The sequence below is a fragment of the Streptomyces yokosukanensis genome, from assembly GCF_001514035.1.
Classification (GTDB): domain Bacteria; phylum Actinomycetota; class Actinomycetes; order Streptomycetales; family Streptomycetaceae; genus Streptomyces; species Streptomyces yokosukanensis.
Genome location: NZ_KQ948217.1, coordinates 38,712 through 56,313, shown reverse-complemented (window position 1 = coordinate 56,313; position 17,602 = coordinate 38,712). Strand labels below are relative to the sequence as shown.

Annotated in this window: 11 protein-coding genes and 1 pseudogene; 10 read left to right on the top strand and 2 right to left on the bottom strand. The window is 74.7% G+C overall.

Annotation, left to right across the window (positions count from 1 at the left end):
- Window positions 1–37: 37 nt before the first annotated feature.
- Complete coding sequence (locus tag AQI95_RS27885) at window positions 38–1,546, top strand: SCO1417 family PLP biosynthesis transcription factor (RefSeq protein WP_067129610.1); 1,509 nt, start codon at window positions 38–40, stop codon at window positions 1,544–1,546.
- A 39-nt stretch (window positions 1,547–1,585) separates the two neighbouring features.
- Here the strand turns inward: AQI95_RS27885 and AQI95_RS27880 are convergent, their stop codons facing one another.
- Together AQI95_RS27880 and AQI95_RS27875 are read right to left on the bottom strand one after the other, a co-directional pair.
- A complete protein-coding gene (locus AQI95_RS27880) occupies window positions 1,586–3,202 on the bottom strand; it encodes a hypothetical protein (protein ID WP_067129607.1) in 1,617 nt (538 codons plus the stop codon).
- 49 nt (window positions 3,203–3,251) lie between these two features.
- Entirely contained in the window at window positions 3,252–3,446 is a 195-nt protein-coding gene (locus AQI95_RS27875; RefSeq protein ID WP_067129604.1) for a hypothetical protein, read from the bottom strand.
- Window positions 3,447–3,755: 309 nt separating this feature from the next.
- Here AQI95_RS27875 and AQI95_RS27870 point away from each other — a divergent pair, with 309 nt between their 5' ends.
- The 9 genes and pseudogenes from AQI95_RS27870 (at window position 3,756) to AQI95_RS27830 (ending at window position 17,601) form a co-directional block, all read left to right on the top strand.
- Window positions 3,756–4,148: an ankyrin repeat domain-containing protein gene (locus tag AQI95_RS27870; protein ID WP_067129601.1), complete on the top strand. Its 393-nt coding sequence runs from the start codon at window positions 3,756–3,758 to the stop codon at window positions 4,146–4,148.
- Between the two features lie 300 nt (window positions 4,149–4,448).
- A complete protein-coding gene (locus AQI95_RS27865) occupies window positions 4,449–5,867 on the top strand; it encodes a hypothetical protein (RefSeq protein ID WP_067129598.1) in 1,419 nt (472 codons plus the stop codon).
- A gap of 191 nt (window positions 5,868–6,058) precedes the next feature.
- A complete protein-coding gene (locus tag AQI95_RS27860) occupies window positions 6,059–7,186 on the top strand; it encodes a glycosyltransferase family 4 protein (RefSeq protein WP_067129596.1) in 1,128 nt (375 codons plus the stop codon).
- Window positions 7,183–8,373, top strand: coding sequence for a glycosyltransferase (locus AQI95_RS27855; RefSeq protein WP_067129593.1), 1,191 nt, complete (start codon window positions 7,183–7,185; stop codon window positions 8,371–8,373). Before AQI95_RS27860 ends, AQI95_RS27855 begins: the two co-directional genes overlap by 4 nt.
- Window positions 8,370–9,197: pseudogene (locus tag AQI95_RS27850) on the top strand (SGNH/GDSL hydrolase family protein); the annotation flags it as partial. The gene AQI95_RS27855 and the pseudogene AQI95_RS27850, both read left to right, overlap by 4 nt.
- Window positions 9,198–9,667: 470 nt before the next feature.
- A complete protein-coding gene (locus AQI95_RS27845) occupies window positions 9,668–10,369 on the top strand; it encodes a GntR family transcriptional regulator (RefSeq protein ID WP_067129590.1) in 702 nt (233 codons plus the stop codon).
- 84 nt (window positions 10,370–10,453) lie between these two features.
- Window positions 10,454–11,983: a hypothetical protein gene (locus AQI95_RS27840; protein WP_067129587.1), complete on the top strand. Its 1,530-nt coding sequence runs from the start codon at window positions 10,454–10,456 to the stop codon at window positions 11,981–11,983.
- A gap of 31 nt (window positions 11,984–12,014) precedes the next feature.
- Window positions 12,015–12,893 (top strand): hypothetical protein, encoded by an 879-nt coding sequence (locus tag AQI95_RS27835; RefSeq protein ID WP_067129584.1) that lies wholly within the window; start codon window positions 12,015–12,017, stop codon window positions 12,891–12,893.
- Window positions 12,894–12,957: 64 nt separating this feature from the next.
- Complete coding sequence (locus AQI95_RS27830; protein ID WP_067129581.1) at window positions 12,958–17,601, top strand: hypothetical protein; 4,644 nt, start codon at window positions 12,958–12,960, stop codon at window positions 17,599–17,601.
- Window position 17,602 lies beyond the last annotated feature (1 nt).

Here is a 17,602-nt window from a genome sequence, read left to right as displayed (position 1 = left end):
CATCCATGGCCAATTCGGGGAAGGTGGACTGATTGACATGGCGCAGTGGACCTCGGCGATGGGTGCCGCGCAGCTCGCCCGGCTCCTCAACTCCCAGCAGGAGCGTCCGGCCGGGCCCGGCACCCGCCGTCCGCCCGCCTACCGCTCCCTCGCCGACGGCATCCGGCTGCTGGTGCTCGAAGGGCGCGTCCCGGTGGCCGCCCGGCTGCCCGCCGAGCGTGAACTCGCCCTCTCCCTGTCCGTGAGCCGGACCACCGTCGCGGCCGCGTACGAGGCGCTGCGCGGTGAGGGATTCCTGGAGTCCCGGCGCGGAGCCGGCAGCTGGACCGCCGTCCCGGCGGGCAACCCGCTGCCCGCCCGTGGACTCGAGCCGCTGCCCCCGGAGGCGCTCGGCTCGATGATCGATCTGGGCTGTGCCGCTCTGCCCGCCCCCGAGCCGTGGCTCACCCGCGCCGTGCAGGGCGCCCTGGAGGAACTGCCTCCGTACGCCCACACGCACGGCGACTACCCGGCCGGTCTGCCCGCCCTGCGCGCGATGATCGCCGAGCGGTACACGGCGTGCGGGATCCCCACCATGCCCGAGCAGATCATGGTGACGACCGGCGCGATGGGAGCCATCGACGCGATCTGTCATCTCTTCGCGGGCCGCGGCGAGCGGATCGCCGTGGAGTCCCCCTCCTACGCCAACATCCTGCAGCTGATGCGTGAGGCGGGCGCCCGGCTGGTCCCCGTCGCGATGGCCGAGGGGCTGTCCGGCTGGGACGTGGACCGCTGGCGCCAGGTGCTGCGCGAGGCCGCACCACGGCTCGCCTATGTGGTCGCCGACTTCCACAACCCCACCGGCGCGCTCGCCGACGAGGACCAGCGGCGCCGGCTGGTGGACGCGGCGCGCTCGGCCGGCACGGTGCTCGTCGCCGACGAGACGATGACCGAGCTGTGGCTGGACGAGGAGTGCGCGGGCGCCGGCATGCCGCGCCGGGTCTGCGCCTTCGACCCGGCCGGCTCGACCGTCATCACGGTCGGCTCGGCCAGCAAGGCGTTCTGGGCGGGCATGCGCATCGGCTGGGTGCGGGCGGCTCCGGACGTCATCCGCAGCCTGGTCGCCGCGCGGGCGTACGCCGATCTCGGTACGCCGGTGCTGGAGCAGCTCGCCGTCAACTGGCTGTTCAGCACCGGAGGTTGGGAGCAGGCGGTCGAGTTGCGCCGGGTCCAGGCCCGGGCGAACCGGGACGCGCTGGTGGCGGCGGTCCGGCGTGAACTGCCGGACTGGGAGTTCGACATTCCGCAGGGCGGTCTGACCTTGTGGGTCCGGGCCGGCGGCCTGTCCGGCTCCCGGCTCGCCGAGGCGGGCGAGCGCGCCGGCGTCCGTGTGCCCTCCGGGCCGCGCTTCGGCGTGGACGGCGCGTTCGAGGGCTATGTCCGGCTGCCGTTCACCGTCGGGGGACCGGTGGCGGACGAGGCCGCGGTCCGGCTGGCCGCGGCGGCACGCATCGTGGAGAGCGGGGGCACGGGGGCGGCGGACGCGCCGCGCACGTTCGTGGCCTAGGAGGGTGTCGTCGGGATCATTCCGGCGTGGCCGGACCCCTCATGAAGGCTCGGCCGCCACGGCCTCCACAGGTACCGCCGGCTTCGTCAGGTCCGTCGGCTCGCGGGGCTGTGCCGGCTCCGCCGCCACGATGGTGGCCCGTGGCGGCAGCAGGCCCAGCACCGCCTGCCGGTCGGCGTCACTGGTCGCGTCGTCGTACGGATCCGGGGTGCGCGGCACCTGGAGCCGGTGCACGGGACCGGACCCCAGCCGGGCGTACCCCCGCCCCGGCGGCACCTGCCCGAGCGGGGTGGTGTGCGGCGGAGCGCCCAGCACCGCCTCCACCTGCCGAGGTGTCGCGGCCCCGAGGACGACACGCGCGCGTGTGTGCTGACGCACCGCGTCGCCGAGCGTGTCCGCGCTGTCGAACTGCTCGGCCACGACGACCGTCAGGTTCGCCGCGCGGCCGTGCCGCAGCGGCACCTGGAGAAGCTCCTGCGGGTCCCTGCGGCCGTCCGCCGCGGCGAGGTGGGCGAAGACGGACGGGCGGTCCACCAGGATCCACAGCGCGCGCCGGGAGTCGGCCGGCGGCGGATCCCCCGCCTGCCGGGCCAGGTTGATGGCGACGAGCCGCCGCTCGGTCTCCTGCGCGGCCCACTCCAGGCTCGCCAGCGCCCCGGGCAGCGCGCACTCCACCGTGAGCACCCCGTCCCGGCCGGTCAGGCACGCGTACTCGCCGGTGCCGCCGCCGTCGACGATCAGGACGTCGCCGTACCGCAGGGCCTGCAGGGCGATGGAGCGCAGCAGCGTCGAGACGCCGGTGCCCGGGTGGCCCATGGCCAGCAGGTGCGGCTCGGTGGAGCGGACGCCGGTGCGCCAGACGATCGGCGGGACGTCGATCTGCTCCTCGCCGTAGGAGAGGGGAAGCGTGCGCTGGACCTCGCTCGGGTCGCTGAACCCGAGGACCGTCTCGCCCGGCGCGGTGACGAAGTGCTGGGCCGGGATGTCGGCGGGCAGCGGGGGCAGGACGGTGACGGTCAACTGGTTGCCCTCCTCGTCCCACCCGAAGCGGTATTCGCGGCCCCGCCCGGACTTCGCGGTGAGCAGCTGCTCGATCCGCGCGCGGGCATCGGACTCGCCGTCCGGGAAGTAGGCGGGGTACCGGATCACGAGGTGGTCGACACGCCCGGCGTCGTCGAACTCGTGGGCCGGGAACGCCTTGTCCCACTCCCCGCCGTGCGCGTACAGCGGGGCCGGGTCCTCGGGGCTGGAGAAGTAGGGCACCAGGGCCTCGTAGAGGGACTGGAGCCGCTCGATCTGGGACTCGTCGGGCCCGTCGGGGGCCGGTGGGGTGCGGTCACGGCCCTGCCAGCCGGCCGCCGCCATCAGGGCGATGACGGCGAGCAGCGGCCCGTACGGCATCAGTGCCACAGCGAAGGTCACCGAGGCCACCAGGAACAACAGCGGCCCGCGCCTGTCCTTGGGCGTGTCCGCCCATCTTCGCCGCCCGGCAGCGGCCAGCAGGCGCAGCCCGCGCGTGACGGTGATCAGTGGGTGGAGGACGTCGGTGGCGCTGTCGGCCGCCGTCCGGGCCAGTTCCCGGCTCCGGGCGATCTGCGTCCGGGCCAGCTGGGCGCTGTCCTTGCTCAGAATGCGGGGGAGAGGGCGCCGGGCCACTGCTGTCTCCTGATGGTGCGTGCGTGCGGGCGGGACGGGCGAGGCGAGGTCAGAACTTGATGCCGCCGAGGAGGCTCGCCAGGCTCTCGCCGCCGGCCTTGATGCTCGGCGCGATGCCCGTGCTGGCCAGGTAGAAGCCGAACAGGGCCGAGGTGCACGCGTGCGAGCCCTTGAGGCCGTCCTTGCGGAAGAAGAGGAAGACGATGACGCCGAGGAACATGACGCCTGAGACGGAGAGGATCATTTCGGACCTCCTGGTGTCGAAGGTGGGGGACAGTCACCATGAGTTCTTCCAGGATCACAGGATGTATCCATACGATTAAAGGTGCAACTGGGTGAAATTCGGTCTATTGCGTCCACTTGGCGCAGCCGTTCCGGCCCTGTCGAGCTGGGCTCTTGCCTCCGGCGGGGGCTGAGGCTGATCTTTACCTCGGGCACATCCGGTCATGTGCCGCCGAGCCAGTACGCTGGCGATTCACTCGTACGGCCGTGTTCCGCTCGGTGCCGTACGCTCCCCAAGTCCCCGAAGTTTCCAGGAGAGGCGGTCCGGCCGATGACCGAAGCCCCCGACCCCGAGGTCGTGGAGCTGGCGACCAAGATCTTCGATCTGGCCCGCCAGGGCCAGACCGAGGCGCTCGTCGCGTACGTCGACGCCGGTGTTCCGGCCGGCCTCACCAACGACCGCGGCGACTCCCTGGTGATGCTCGCCGCCTACCACGGCCACGCCGAGGCGGTGCGTGCCCTGCTCGCCCGGGGCGCCGCGGCGGACCAGATCAACGACCGGGGCCAGACCCCGCTCGCGGGCGCGGTCTTCAAGGGTGAGACCGAAGTCATCAAGGCCCTCCTGGAGGGCGGAGCCGACCCCGGGGCGGGCACGCCGTCGGCCGTCGACACCGCCCGGATGTTCGGCAAGACGGAACTCCTGGAGTTGTTCGGCGCGCACTGACGCGCATGTCCTGACCAGGTACGACAGAGAAAACGGGGGAGGCGGTAAAGGGCCGCCGGAAATACGGTCGCGGCAGCACACACCGCGGGTCATCATGACGTCGTGATTCACGGACGCGATGGCTGGGCAGGTGTTGCCGCACCGCGCGGACCGTGATGCGGTCCGCATGGGCCACAGACGAGAGGCAGAGAGAGATGGTCTACAGCAAGCAAGAGACGGCGGGCGCTCCGACGTTGTGTCACGCGGCCAGGTAGTGCGTGTTCCCCGGTTGCGTCGACGCTTGATGTGAGGCTGTTTCCCATGTTCGATCCGGTCATAGCGCCCAGCGGTACGCTGCTCGGCCTGCTTCAGCGGGGCCGCGGCGACGGCACGCTGCATGCGCTCACCGCCCCGCGGGCCGAGGCGCTCGCGGCCCTGAACCACTGTGTGCTGCGCGATCCCCGCCACGACTGGCAGGTGGAGAACCGCTCCCTCTACTACGCCCGGCTCTACCTCGACCTCAACGGCGAGCTGGACGCGATCGAGGCGCACCTCTTCGACACCGAGGACGTCCTCGACACCGACGAGTCCCGCACCGGCCTCTCCCTGGCCGTGCTCGGGCACCTCGCCTCCTACGGCAGGCAGGACGCGCTCGGACTGCTGCGCAGGTACGCCGCCCACGGCTCCAACTGGGCCTGGGCCCTGGACGAGCTGGCCCTCAGGGACGACGACGCGGGCCTGCGCGCCCTCGCCGTGCCCGTCCTGGCCCGCTTCCCCGCCGACCCCGAGGGCGAGGCCGAGCTGGCCGCCGCCGTGCGCGACGCCTTCGAGCCGAGGCCCTGGCGCCTGTGGGCCGAGGATGCGCGCGAATCGATCGCGACACGCGTGCGCGCCGCACAGGAAACCGGCTGTTTCGACCGCTGGCAGCGCCAGATGCGCCCCACCGGCCCACGGCCCGGGTGGAGCGTGCGCGCCGTCTTCGAATGGGCCCAGCAGGGCATGGAGCGCGGCGCCGCCCTGCATGTGCCGGCCGCCCGCTGTCTGGTCGCCGTGGCCGGTCCCGAGGACCGGCCGGAGATCGTCCAGGCCGCCCGGAACGGCATCGACGGGGCCCGCTGCACCGCGCTGCGCTATCTCGCCGACAGCAACGACCCCGATGCGCTCGACCTGGTCGAGGCCGCCGTCGTCGACGGCACGACCGTCGTCGTGGAGGCCGCCGTCGACGCCTTCGAACGGATGCGCAGCGTCGCCGCCGTCGACCGCGCGCGCCGCTGGGCGCAGCGCCCCGACGCGCTCGGCGCCGCCGCCGGACGAATGCTCGCCTGCCGTGGCGGCGTCCAGGACCGTGACCTGGTCCTCGGCGCCCTCCGTGAGGCCGTACGCGGCGAGGGCCCCGACGCGCCCACGCTGTGGACCCTCGTCGACGGCACCGGACGCCTGGGGATCGCCTGCGCCGCCCCCGTACTGCGCCACATCTACCGTGAGACGGCCTCCTCCCATCTGCGCGGGCGCGCCGCCCGCGCCCTGGCCGCCACCGACCCCTCCTTCGCCGCCGGCTTCGCCGTCGAATGCCTGTGGGACTGCGAGGAGACCACCCGCGAACTCGCCGCCCGGCACGCCGAGACCGGCGACACCCGGGTCGTGGAACGCCTGCGCCGCCTGGCCGCCGATCCGGCCGAGGAGGCGGAGGTGCAGACAGCGGTCCGCAGCCGCTTCGGACCCGACGCAGCCCTCGGCTGACCCCCCCCCCGCGTGCACACACGGCCCGGGCGGACGACCGCCCGCCGTGTGAACACCGGGTGTCCCGCAGGTCAGGTGGTCATGACCGCCGTCTGACCTGCTCGGGTGTGCAGCCCAACGCTCATGGGACGTTCCCCGAGCGGAAAGATCGAAGTCGACGCGGCCACGCCCCGCGCGGCGACAACACCCGTATGCGTGTCGTCATCGTGACCGAATCCTTTCCCCCCGATGTGAACGGCGTGGCCCACTGCGCGCTCCAGACCGCCCGGCACCTCGTAGATCGCGGTCACCACCCGCTCGTCGTCGCCCCCGCCCCCGCTCCGGGCACCGGACCGGACACGGACGCTCCGTGCCCGGTCGTCCGGATCCCCTCCCTCCCGCTCCCCGGCTACCCCCAGGTCCGCGTCGCCCTACCCAGTCGGCGCCTCGCCGCGGCGCTCGTCGAGCACCGCCCCGACGTGGTCCATCTCGCCAGCCCCTTCGTCCTCGGCGTCCGCGGCATGGCCGCCGCCGCCAAGCTCGGCATCCCCGCCGTCGCCGTCTACCAGACCGATCTGGCCGGATACGCCCGCACCTACATGGGCGCCGGCGAGGCGGCCGCCTGGCGGCGGATCCGCTCCGTGCACGCCGCCTCCGACCGCACCCTGGCCCCGTCCAGCGCCGCCCTCGGCGACCTGGAGGCGCACGGCGTGCCCCGGGTCCGGCTGTGGCCTCGGGGCGTGGACACCGTCCGTTTTCGGCCAGATCTCCGCGACGAGGCCCTGCGCCGCGAACTCGCCCCCGACGGCGAGGTCATCGTCGGCTACGTCGGCCGGCTCGCCCCCGAGAAGCACGTCGAACTCCTCGCCGGCGCCTGCGCCCTGCCGGGCGTCAAGGTCGTGATCGTCGGCGACGGGCCCAGCCACGCCCACCTCACCGAGGCGCTGCCCGGCGCCGTCTTCCTCGGCCGCCGTACCGGCGGCGACCTGGCCCGGATCTTCGCCTCGCTGGACGTGTTCGCCCACACCGGCCCCTTCGAGACGTTCTGCCAGACCGTCCAGGAGGCCATGGCCAGCGGGGTCCCGGTCGTCGCACCGGCCGCCGGCGGCCCGCTCGACCTGGTCGCCCACGGGCGCACCGGACTGCTCGTCCCGCCGCGCGACGGCGCCGCCGTCCAGGAGGCCGTGCGCGAACTGGCCGCCGACGCCGCGCTGCGGACCGCGTACGGCACCGCCGCGCGCACCATGGTCGAGGGCCGCACCTGGGCCGCCGTCGGCGACCAGCTGATCGCCCACTACGGCGAGGTCCTCGCGGCCCGCAGGACGGCGGTGGCGGCATGACCGGACAGTCCCTGCGCATCGTCCGGCTCGCCAACTTCGTCGCCCCGTCCTCCGGCGGCCTGCGCACCGCCCTGCGTGAGCTGGGCAAGGGCTTCCAGGCGGCGGGCCACGAACCGGTGCTCGTCGTGCCCGGCGAACGGCACACCGACCGCGACACCGAGCAGGGCCGGGTCATCACCCTGCCCGGCCCGCTGCTGCCCGGCACCGGCGGCTACCGCGTCCTCACCGACAAGCGGCGCGTGGCCGCCCTCCTGGAGGAGCTGGCCCCGGACCGCCTGGAGGTCTCCGACCGTACGACCCTGCGCTGGACCGGCCGCTGGGCCCGCCGCGCGCGCGTGCCCGCCGTGATGGTCTCCCACGAGACCGCCGACGGCGTGCTGCGTACCTGGGGACTGTCCGAGAACCTCTCCCGCCGGGCCGCCGACGCCCTCAACACCCGTACCGCGCACGTCTACTCACGGGTGGTGTGCACGACCGAGTTCGCCGAGCGCGAGTTCGTACGCATCGGCGCGCGCAACGTCGTACGCGCCCCCCTCGGCGTCGACCTGATGGAACGCCACCCCGCGCTGCGCGACCCGGGGCTGCGCACCCTGCACGCGCGTGATGGCGAGGCACTGCTCGTCATGTGCTCGCGGCTGTCGGTGGAGAAGCGGCCCGGCACGGCCCTGGACGCCCTGGAGGCACTGGTGCGGCGCGGGCGGCGCGCCGTGCTCGTGGTGGCCGGGGACGGGCCGCTCAAGCTCCGGCTGGAGCAGCGCGCGCGAGAGCACGGGCTGCCGGTGACGTTCCTCGGACACGTCTCCGACCGCGACGCGCTCGGCGCCCTGCAGGCCACCGCGGACGTCGCCCTCGCCCCCGGGCCCGCCGAGACCTTCGGGCTCGCCGCCCTGGAGGCCATGGCGTGCGGCACGCCCGTGGTGGCGAGCGCCTCGTCCGCGCTGCCCGAGGTGATCGGCTCCGCCGGGGCCACCGCCGCCGACCGCGGCGAGGCGTTCGCCGACGCCGTGGAGCTGCTCCTGGACCGCGGTGAACCCGAGCGGCGCGACGCGGCACGCGCGCGTGCCGAGTGCTTCGGCTGGGGAACGGCCGTGGAGGCGTTCCTCGCGGCCCACGACGCCGAGGTGCTCCGTCCCGCCGACGCGCGCCCCACCGGCGCACGTCGCATCGTGCCGGAGGGCGTGGCATGAGACCCGTCCGCTTCGTCGCCCTCGGGGACTCGCTGACCCAGGGCGTGGGCGACCCCGCCGGGGACGGCTGGCGGGGCTGGGCCGCGCTGCTGGCGCCCTCCCTCGCCGAGGCCGCCGCCGACGTGCAGTTCACCAACCTGGCGGTCAGCGGCGCACAGACCCGTGACGTCGCGGAGCGGCAGACGCCGGCCGCCCTCGAACTCCGTCCCGACGTCGTGTCGGTGGTGATCGGCGTGAACGACACACTGCGCCGCACCTTCGACATCCAGGCGGTGGCCGCCCACCTCGACGAGGTCTACGCGACCTTCACCCGCGCGGGTGCCACGCTGCTCACCGCCTGTCTGCCCGACCCCGGCGCGATGCTGGGCCTGCCGGGCTCCCTGGCCCGGCCGCTGGCCCGCCGGCAACGGGCCGTCAACACGGTCGTCCACGCGCTGTCCGAGCGCTACGGGGCCGTCCACATGCACGCCGCGGAGGGTGTCTGGATCACCGACCGGGCCCTGTGGAGCGCGGACCGGCTGCACCCGGGCGAGCGCGGGCACCGGCAGCTCGCCGTCCGCTTCCACGCCCTGCTCACCGAGGCGGGCCGCGCGACGGGCCGGCCACCGTCTCCGGAGCCGGAGTTCCCCGCACCGACCCGGGCGGCGAGCCTGCTCTGGCTGGCCACGGCCGGCACCGGCTGGGTGGTCCGGCGCTGCCGTGATCTGCTGCCGCAGCTGCTGCGCCTGGCGGCCGACGAACTGCGCCACCGGGCCCGGGGCACCAGCGGCCGCCTCGACGTGAGCGCCTCGGCGGCGGTCTCCGCGGCCCTGGCGGCCCTGGCCGAGGGCACGGGCGAGGACGCCGAGGCTCAGCGGCGCCCCGCAGGCACGGGCACGAGACCTGCGGTGATCCCCGGTCCCACGCGCGCGACCGCGATGCCGGGTACGGCCGGCCCGGCCACGCCGGCGGTGACGGGCCGCGAGGTGACGGCGCCGGGTGCGGCTCGCGACGTGACGGTGCTGGACGCGGGCCGCGAGGTCGCCATGGCGGATGCGGCCCGCGAGGTGACGGTGCCGGACACGGCGCGTCCGGCGGTCGGGGCGCAGGCGGGGCGGACCACCGCGGTCACCGGATAGGCCGCCCGCGGCCGGCGGGTCGGGCGGTCCGACCGCCGGCCGCCGTCCGGCCGGGACCTGGTCCGTACCGAGGGCCGGGCTCCGCCGACGGTGCCCCACCCTTGCGGCCAGGATCGTTGAACGATCCTTCAATGCTCACGTTGTCTCGTTCCGGTGCGTGCGATTGAATTCCGGGCATGGCAGAGCAGCTGACGGCACTGGCGGACGACCGTGCGCTCCTGGGGCGCACGAGCACGGCGGAGCGGGTTTCGGACATCCTCCGGACGCGCATCGCCGACGGGTACTTCCCGCCCGGCACCCGGCTGTCGGAAGACGGCATCGGCGGGGCGCTCGGCGTGTCCCGCAACACGCTGCGCGAGGCCTTCCGGCTGCTCACGCACGAACGCCTGCTGGTCCACGAACTGAACCGCGGTGTGTTCGTGCGGGTCCTGACCGTCGAGGACGTCGAGGACATCTACCGCACCCGCGCCCTGGTCGAGTGCGCCGTCGTCCGCGGGCTGGGCGAGCCGCCCTACCCGCTGGAGGGGGTGGCCGCGGCCGTCCGCGAGGGGGAGTCGGCGGCCGCCGAGAACGACTGGAAGGCGCTGGGCACCGCCAACATCCACTTCCACCGGGAACTGGTCGCCCTCGCGGGCAGCGAGCGCACCGACGAACTGATGCGCAGCGTCTTCGCCGAGCTGAGGCTCGCCTTCCACGTCGTCGACGACCCGCGCCGCCTGCACGAGCCCTACCTCGTCCGCAACCTGGAGATCCTGCGGGCGCTGCAGACCGGCGCCAGGCGCGAGGCCGAGCGGCTGCTGGAGACCTACCTCGCCGACTCGCTGGAGCGGGTGGTGGAGGTGTACCGGCGACGGGTGGGCGAGGAGAGCGCGCCCTGAGGGCAGCGTCCGCGGCCAGGTCGGTCAAACCGGCGGAGCCTCTCGTTTGGGTCGATGTCAGACCGAGGACCTAGTCTGTGCACCGTGACTTCGCCTGCATCGACGGACCGTGTTCCGCCCCAGCTCAGCGCGGCGCCGCGCCCGGCTCCGGGTCCGGCCGCCGACGAGGGGCTGGCGCGTCGGCTGCGCGCGCTCGCCTGCACCGCGCCGCTGCACGACCTGGACGCGCGCAAGGCCAACCTGGCCGGTGAGTACTCGGTGTACGGCATGGCCGAGGTGGCCCTCGCCGCCATCGACCTGGTCACGCTCAACATGGACTTCGACACCGGCGCCGACCACGAGCAGATCGTGGCCCGGCTCGTCCCGCGCATCGCCGCCCAGGCCCCGCACCGCCCGACCGCCGAGCACGAGCGCGTGGCCCGCTGGGTCCTGGAGAACCTGATCAACGTCGGCAGCGCCGACCGCGGCTTCCGCGCCGTCTACGGCACCTTCGCCCCGGACGGCACCTACGTCCGCAGGGACTACGACTTCAAGCTGATCGAAGAGGTCCCCGGCCCCGGCGGCACGGTCTATCTGCGCACGACGGACGAGGCGGTCAACGTCCTGGTCGGAGCCCTGGACACCGACGTCACCAGCGCCCAGATCGCTGCCGAGGTCAAGCTGGAGGTGCTGATCAGCCGCGGCCGCCTCGCCGACGCCCAGCTCGCCGCCGAGCAGGCCCGCTACCGCACGGTGCAGTACTCGGAGACCCTGCGCCGCGCCCTGGACGCCACCCGGCGCAACGTCCGCGCGGTCGACTGGCTGAGCGCCGTGCCCGACATGATCGCCGAGGCCCTGGACCACGTGGCCGACCGCTACCGCCACGAGAACGCGATCCTCACCAACATCCGCAAGGCCCGCGACGAGACCGAGGAGCCCGAGCACAAGCGGCGCGCCGCCGAGCTGGTCGACATCGTCAAGGACTGCATCCGGCGCCACACGCAGCTGCAGTCGCGGCTGCTGGAAGCGGGCCCGCTGTTCCGCGCCGAGCAGGACCGGCAGGCCTTCGCCGCCCCGGCGGCGACCTCCGGAATCGATCTGTACGGCCATCTCGTCGCCCCCGTCCTGCCGTTGCCCATGGAGCAGGCGATCCGGGTGACGGACGCGTTCTTCGCGCGCGGCACGGGCCCGCGCACGCCGGTGTCGGTGCGGGTCGGCGACCTCGTCGAGATACTGCTGACGCCGCCGGTGGAGCGGGAGCATCTGGGCGCGGAGATGCCCGAGCCGGATCTGATCGCCACCCCCGACGACAGCCGGTTCAGCGAGGAGCAACTGGCCGCCGCGACCGAGTTGTTGGACCTTCCGGCCGACGCGCCGCGCAGGCTGTCGGGCCTGCTGGCCGAGGCCCGGCGGACCGCAGACCCCGATCTGGCCTACCTGGTGGCCCTGTTGGCCGTCCACGCGGCCAGCCCCGCCGTCGGCACGGCCTACCGGCAGGGCGAGGAGAAGCTGCTGTTCGCCGTGGACGACGGGACCGAGCTGGACGATCCCGAGTTCGGCGGGGCGGACCTGATCGTGGGCACCGCGCTGCTGGACGCGGCGGGGATGGCGGCGGACCGGACGGAAGCAGCATGACCGAGCAGGAACGCGACAAGGAGCCGAAGCCGTGACCGAGCACGTCGAGTGGAGTGAGGCGGAGCCGGCCGCCCCGTCGGCACCCGCCGCCGTCACCCCCGCCGACGCCGCCGACGCGGCGCGGCTCGTCGCCTTCGGGCTGCAGCCCAAGCTGCAGCCCGCGCGCGACCAGGAGTACACGGAGCTGCTGCGCCGCTACCGGGACGACCCGGCGTTCGCGCGGCTCGCCGACGCCGTCGCCGCAGGTCTGGGGCTCGTGGTGCTGGAGGTGTCCGCGCGCGCGGGGATGGCCGTGACGGCCGCCGAGGACTCGGTGTTCGCCGTCCGCATGGGGGACTACGCGCGTCGCACCGCCGCCGACTCCGGCGACCGCTTCCTGCACGGCCTCGCCCATCTGGCCGCCGCGGCCCTGGCGTTCCCGCGCCCGGAGGACCTGGCCGACGACGCCTACATCGGCCGTGTCACCGTCAACGGCGTCGACGCGTTCGTACGACAGGCCTGCCGGCGTCTGGAGGAGCGGGCCGAGGAGCTGGGCGAGAACACCGACCCGGCGACCGACGCACCCGCACTGGAGGCCGCCTGGCGGATCTGGGCCAGACGCAGCGCCACCGGCGCCACCAAGGACGCCCGCCGGCCGGCCGCCTCCACCACCGGCATCGTGGCCAAGGCCCTGGCCTTCCTCACCGACTCGGGCTTCCTGCAGCGCACCGGCGACGACAGCGGCGGCACGTACCGCACCACGGCCCGATACCAGCTCCAGGTCCGTGACATGGCCGGTAGCGCCGCCATGGCCGAACTGCTCGAGCTGGGCGTCGTACCCGTGACGGACGGCACGGCCAGCCTGCTGGCCGCCGACGACACCGAGGACCTGGAGCTGGTGGCCGACGCCGGGCTGCCCTTCCACTCCTGAGGGCCGAAAGGCCCCGAAGAGTCCAGAACCACCGCACCTTTCACCAGACTTACGAGAGTCCGCCATGTACGAGCTGTCCCGGGTCCGCCTCTACTCCATCGGTCCCGCCGGTGCGCGCTACGCCGACACCGTGCTTGACCTGCGGGGTGTCGGCGAGCCCGTGCCCGACCCGGCCCCCATGCAGGCGGAGTTCTTCGAGGAGGAGCCGTCCGGTCCGCCGCGCCGGCCCGCGCCCGCGGGCGTGCTCTTCCTGGAGAACGGCGGAGGCAAGTCGGTCCTGCTCAAGCTGATCTTCTCGGTGATGCTGCCGGGCCACCGCAACACCCTCGGCGGCGCCAGCTCCGGTGTGCTGCGCAAGTTCCTGCTGGCCGACGACTGCGGACACGTGGCGCTGGAATGGCAGCATGTGCACACCGGCGAGTGCGTCGTCGTCGGCAAGGTCAGCGAGTGGCGCGGCCGGCAGGTCTCCAACGACCCGCGCAAGTTCGCCGAGGCCTGGTACTCGTTCCGCCCCGGCCCCGGTCTGAGCCTGGACAACCTGCCGGTCGCCGAGGCCACGGCCGTACGACCGCCCGTCGAGGGCGCCTCGGGCGCCCAGGGCCGGCGCCGCACCATGAAGGGCTTCCGCGACGCCCTCATGGAGGCCGGCAAGGCCTACCCGCACCTGGAAGTGCACTGGGAGGAGATCCACGACCGCTGGATCGAGCACCTCGGCGATCTCGGCCTCGACCCCGAACTCTTCCGCTACCAGCGGGAGATGAACGCCGACGAGGGCGAGGCGGCCGGTCTCTTCGCGGTGAAGAAGGACTCCGACTTCACCGACCTGCTGCTGCGCGCCGTCACCGACACCCGGGACACCGACGGCCTCGCCGACCTCGTCAGCGGCTTCGGCAACAAGCTGGGCCGGCGCGCCGAGCTGATCGCCGAACGGGACTTCACCGCCGGCTCGGCCGATCTGCTCGGCCGGATCGTCGAGGCCGCCGACGCCCGTTCACGCGCGCGTGACGTCCACGCCGGAGCCGAGCGCCGTACCCGCACCCTCGCCCGGCGGCTGTCCGCGCGGGCGGTCCAGGAGCGGGTACGGGCCGCGGACCTGGCCCAGCGGGTCACGGCCGCCGCGTACGCCGCCACCCACTCCGAGGGCGCCCGCGAGCGCAGCGCCCTGATCGCCGCCGAACTCGCCTACCGGCACGCCTCCCTGGCCCTTGCCGCCGCCGAGAAGTCCGCCGCCGCGCAGAAGCGCGAGCTGGCCGACGCGCGCACCCTCCACTCCGCCTGGCAGGCCGCCGAGGCCGTGCTGCGCCACCGCGCCGCCGCCGACCGCGTCGCGCGCGTGTCGGCCGCCATCCAGGAGGCCGAGCGGGACGCCGCGCCCGCGCTCGCCGCCCGCGCCAAGGCCGCCGTGGACCTCGTACGGGCCCTGCACTCGGCCGCCGAGAGCGCCGAGACGCTCGCCAACGAGGAGGAGGAGCGCTCCGCCGCACTCCAGGACGCCGGCGACTGCGCCCACCGCGACTCCACCGCCGCCGCGACCGAGGCGCAGCGCGCCCGCAGCGAGGCCGGGCATCTGCGCCAGCGCCTCGCCGAGGTCGAGCAGGAGACCGCCGAGGCGGTCCGCGCGGGCTGGCTCGACGACAGCGCCCCGGACGCCGACCCGGCGCGTGCCGCACTCGCCGCCAGCGACGCCGAGAAGAGTGCCGTAGCCGCCTGGGACACGGCCCGCGAGGCCGCCCGCAAGGTCGTCGAGCACGCGCGCGAGGCGGCCTCCGCCGAGTCCCGGGCGGAACTGACCGCGGCCCGCGCCGCGGACGCCGCGACGGCGGCCGAGCGGGCCCACGAGGCCGAGCGGCGCCTCGCCGAGTCCCTGGCCGCACAGGAGCGGCTCGCCGAACTGCTCAGCCTGCCGGGTGCGCCGGGCCGGGCGCGGGTGCCCGCCCCGAGGACGGACATGGACGACGACGCGCACGCGGGATCCGCGGCGGAGCCGGCCGTCCCCGCCGAGGGCCCGCTCACCGCCGAGGAACTCGACCGCTTCGCCGACGAGTTGTGCGAGTTGCTGGACGACGCCGTCTCGAGTGCCGAACGGCACCTGTTCGACCTGCGCACCGCCGCCGCCGACGACTCCCGCATCCTCGGCGCGCTCGGCGACGGCGGACTGCTGCCGCCCGGCCCGGACGTCCTGGCCACCGTGGAGTTCCTCGGCGAGCACGGCATCCCGGCGCTGCCCGGCTGGCGCTATCTCGCCCAGGCCGTCGACCCCGCCGACCACGCGCGCGTGCTCGCCGCCCGCCCCGAACTCGTCGACGGTGTCGTCATCACCGACCCGGACACGCACGCGCGTGCCCGCGAGGTCCTCGGTGACGCCGCCCTGCTGCCCCGCTCCGCCGTCGCGGTCGGCACGGCCGCCGCCCTGCTCGCGCCGCCACCCGCCGCCGACGCCACCCCGGGCGACGTGTTCCTCGTGCCCCCGAACCCGGCCATGCACGACGAGCACGCCGCCGACGAGGAACGGCAGGCGCTGCGCGCGCGGGCGACCGAACGCGACGACGAGATCCGCAGCCTCGCGGCCCGGCTCGGCAAGGACCGCGAACTGGCTGCCCGGCTCGCCTCCTGGCGCGCCGGCTGCCCCGCCGGCCGCCTCACCGAGCTGGCCCAGCTCGCCGAGGAGGCCAGGTCGTTCGCCGAGGAGACCGAGGCCGAGCTGGCCGAGGCCCGCACCGTGCGCGCGGAGGCCGACGAGGCCGCCGCCGAGGCCGCGCAGGTCCGCGACGAGCGGCAGGAGGCCGCGCAGAAGGCCCGGCGCGCCGCCGATGCCCTCGCCGGACTCGCCTACCGGCTGCGCGAGCGCGCCGGCTGGCAGGCCCGCCTGCGTGAACTCGCCGACGAGGCGACGGAGTCCGAGGCCCGCGCACAGACCTGCCTGGAGCGTGCCCGCGCCGCCGACGAGGACCGCCGCGCCGCCCAGCGCGCCGCCGACGACGCCCGCCGCACCGCGCGCGCCCTGCGCGCCGAGCGCTCCGAGATCGCCGGAGCCCCGGACGACGTACCGGTCGACGACACCGACGCCCAGAAGGCGTCCCTGCCCGCCCTCCGTGAGGCCTACCGGGCGGCCTCCCAGGTGTACGAGAAGGTCGGCGTCGGTGCCGACCTGCGCGCCGAGCAGGCCCGCGCGGAGAGCGACGAGAGCGCTGCCCGCGCCGAACTGGACCGGCTCAGCAACAAGGTCCGCACCCGCGCCGAGCAGTTGCTTCAGTCGCCCGACGGCTCCGACGGCCCCTCCCGGCAGGCGGCAGCCGCGCGCGCGGAGGAGCTGGTGCAGCTCCTGGAGACCCGCATGTCGAGCGCGAGCGAGCAGCTCGGCCGGCTGCGCGGTGAGGCGGAGCGGCACGCGCCCGAGGGCGGCGAGGCGCACACCGAGCTGCCCGAGGAACTGCTCCCGCGCGACGCCGAGCACGCCCAGGCGCTGCTGCGCACCGCGAACGGTGAACTGGCGTCCCGTACCGAGGCGCTGGCCGCGGCCCGCGAGGCGCACGCCGAGCTGCTGCAGGCCCACCGGGCAGCCGAGGACGCGGCCGGCGGCTTCGACGAGATCGCCGCGATGCTCCGCGACCTGCTGCGCGAACACGCCCCCGAGGAGGAGCAGGAGGAGCCGGAGCCGTACCCCGGCGACCTGGAGGAGGCCCGGCACGCCGCCGCCGAGGCCCGCCGCTCGTTGCGCGGCTGCGCCGCCGACCTGTCCGCCGCCGAGGCGGCCGTGCGCGAGGCGAGCGACGTGCTCGTCCGGCACGCCAACTCCACGCGCTACGAGCAGGTGCGCACCCCCGCCCGGCAGCAGATCCGGGAACTGCCCGCGTCCGCGCTGCCGGAGCACGCACAGAAGTGGGCGGACGCCTTCGCGCCCCGACTGCGGGTGCTCACCGACGAGTTGGCCCAGCTGGAGCGCAACCGCGGCTCGATCGTGGACCGTCTGCGGGGTCTGGTCGAGTCCGCCCTCGCAACCCTGCGCTCCGCCCAGCGGCTCTCCCGGCTCCCCGAGGGCCTCGGCGAATGGTCCGGACAGGAGTTCCTGCGCATCCGCTTCGAGGAACCCGACCAGGCCACGCTCACCGAGCGGCTCGGCGAGGTCATCGACGAGGCCACCCGCGCGGCCGTGAAGAAGAACTCCGACCTGCGCCGTGACGGCATGTCCCTGCTGCTGCGCGGGGTCGCGGCGGCGCTGCAGCCGAAGGGCGTCGCCGTCGAGATCCTCAAGCCCGACGCCGTACTGCGCGCCGAGCGCGTGCCCGTCGGCCAGATGGGCGACGTCTTCTCCGGCGGGCAGCTGCTGACCGCCGCCATCGCCCTGTACTGCACGATGGCCGCGCTGCGGTCGAACGACCGGGGGCGGGACAAGCACCGGCACGCCGGGACGCTGTTCCTGGACAACCCGATCGGCCGCGCCAACGCCACGTACCTGCTGGAGCTGCAGCGCGCCGTGTCGGACGCGCTCGGCGTCCAGCTGCTGTACACCACCGGTCTGTTCGACACGACCGCGCTCGCCGAGTTCCCGCTGGTGATCCGCCTGCGCAACGACGCCGACCTCAGAGCGGGCCTGAAGTACATCAGCGTGGAGGAGCACCTGCGGCCCGGACTGCCCCAGCAGCCCCGGGCCGGCGAGGCGGTGCACAGCGAGATCACGGCGACGAGGATGTACAAGAAGCCTGCGTAGC